The organism is Cellvibrio sp., assembly GCF_053579595.1.
The window spans coordinates 1-1,641 of the sequence record NZ_JBRFPI010000577.1; the positions used below are offsets into that span (position 1 = coordinate 1).

Annotated in this window: 2 protein-coding genes; both read left to right on the forward strand. The window is 53.1% G+C overall.

Annotation, left to right across the window (positions count from 1 at the left end):
* Positions 1–1,012 (forward strand): Tn3 family transposase (locus ACWA6V_RS21300; RefSeq protein ID WP_449524356.1); only part of this gene is annotated, 1,012 nt, incomplete at its 5' end.
* 221 nt (positions 1,013–1,233) lie between these two features.
* Positions 1,234–1,563 carry an ArsR/SmtB family transcription factor gene (locus ACWA6V_RS21305; protein WP_449524357.1) on the forward strand — a complete coding sequence of 110 codons (330 nt, stop codon included), beginning with the start codon at positions 1,234–1,236 and terminating at the stop codon, positions 1,561–1,563.
* Positions 1,564–1,641: the final 78 nt, after the last annotated feature.

Genomic DNA, 1,641 nt, shown 5'->3' on the forward strand with positions numbered 1-1,641 from the left:
GACGGCGCTGGCCGATCTCGTTAATACGCAGTTCCGGCATCCCTTTGCTGAGCAGTGGGGCGACGGCACCACGTCATCGTCCGACGGTCAGAATTTCAGAACCGGCAGCAAAGCCGAAAGCACAGGTCACATCAACCCAAAGTATGGCAGCAGTCCAGGGCGGACTTTCTACACCCACATCTCCGACCAGTACACGCCATTCCACACCAAAGTGGTGAACGTTGGCGTGCGCGACTCGACCTACGTGCTCGACGGCTTGCTGTACCACGAGTCCGACCTACGTATCGAGGAACACTACACTGACACGGCAGGCTTCACCGATCACGTCTTCGCTCTCATGCATCTACTCGGCTTTCGTTTCGCGCCGCGCATCCGCGACCTCGGCGACACAAAGCTCTACATCCCGAAGGTCGATGCTACCTATTCGGCGCTGAAACCGATGATCGGCGGTACGCTCAACACCAAGCATGTCCGCGCCCACTGGGATGAAATCCTGCGACTGGCTATCTCGATCAAGCAAGGCACGGTGACTGCTTCCTTGATGCTGCGCAAGCTCGGCAGCTACCCGCGTCAGAATGGCTTGGCAATTGCACTGCGCGAGCTGGGCCGCATCGAGCGCACGCTCTTCATTCTGGACTGGCTACAAAGCGTGGAACTGCGTCGCCGCGTGCATGCCGGTCTGAACAAGGGCGAAGCACGCAACGCGCTGGCTCGTGCCGTGTTCTTCAACCGCTTGGGCGAAATCCGCGACTGTAGCTTTGAGCAGCAACGTTACCGGGCCAGCGGCCTCAACCTGGTAACGGCGGCCATCGTGCTGTGGAACACGGTCTATCTGGAGCGTGCAGCACTTAGACTGCGTGGCAATGGTTATGCCGTCGATGATGCGCTGTTGCAGTACCTGTCGCCGCTGGGCTGGGAGCACATCAACCTGACCGGCGATTACCTCTGGCGCAACAGCGCCAAGATCAGCGCGGGCAAGTTCAGGCCGCTACGACCACTGCAACCAGCTTAGCGTACTTTGCAATCCGTTTTCTGAGACGACCCCATTTAGCCGCTTTAACAATCAAATCGGCACGATATTTTGCATTATGTTTTTTCGACCGCGAATGATTATTCGTTGCTCTCGTCCAGATATCGTCTTGATCGTTCTTCAGATGAAGTTCTATCACAAACAGTAGTGGAAAAATCTCTAATCAGATTGATCAGAATATTTATTTCCAATAAACTAATAATATGGAAATGAATATTGCGATTAAAGCACTGGCTGCCCTTGCTCACGAAACCCGTCTAACGATATTCCGGGTGCTGGTTCAGGCTGGGGAATCGGGAGTTCCTGCAGGTCAGCTTGCCAAGTCATTAAGCATCCCAAATGCAACGCTGTCTTTTCATTTGAAAGAATTGGCGCATGCAGAGCTGGTGATTTCCCGGCAGGAAAGCCGCTTTATTTATTATTCGGCGAATTTCGCAACCATGAATGCGCTATTGGGTTACCTCACTCAGAACTGCTGCGCCGGTATACCTTGCAGCTCAACCGAAGTTTGCTGTGATGAAAAAATAACCTGACATTGACCACTACGCATTTAACCAAGGAGACAACACGATGAAACGTTTTCATATCCATATCGCCGTCGATAATTTAGA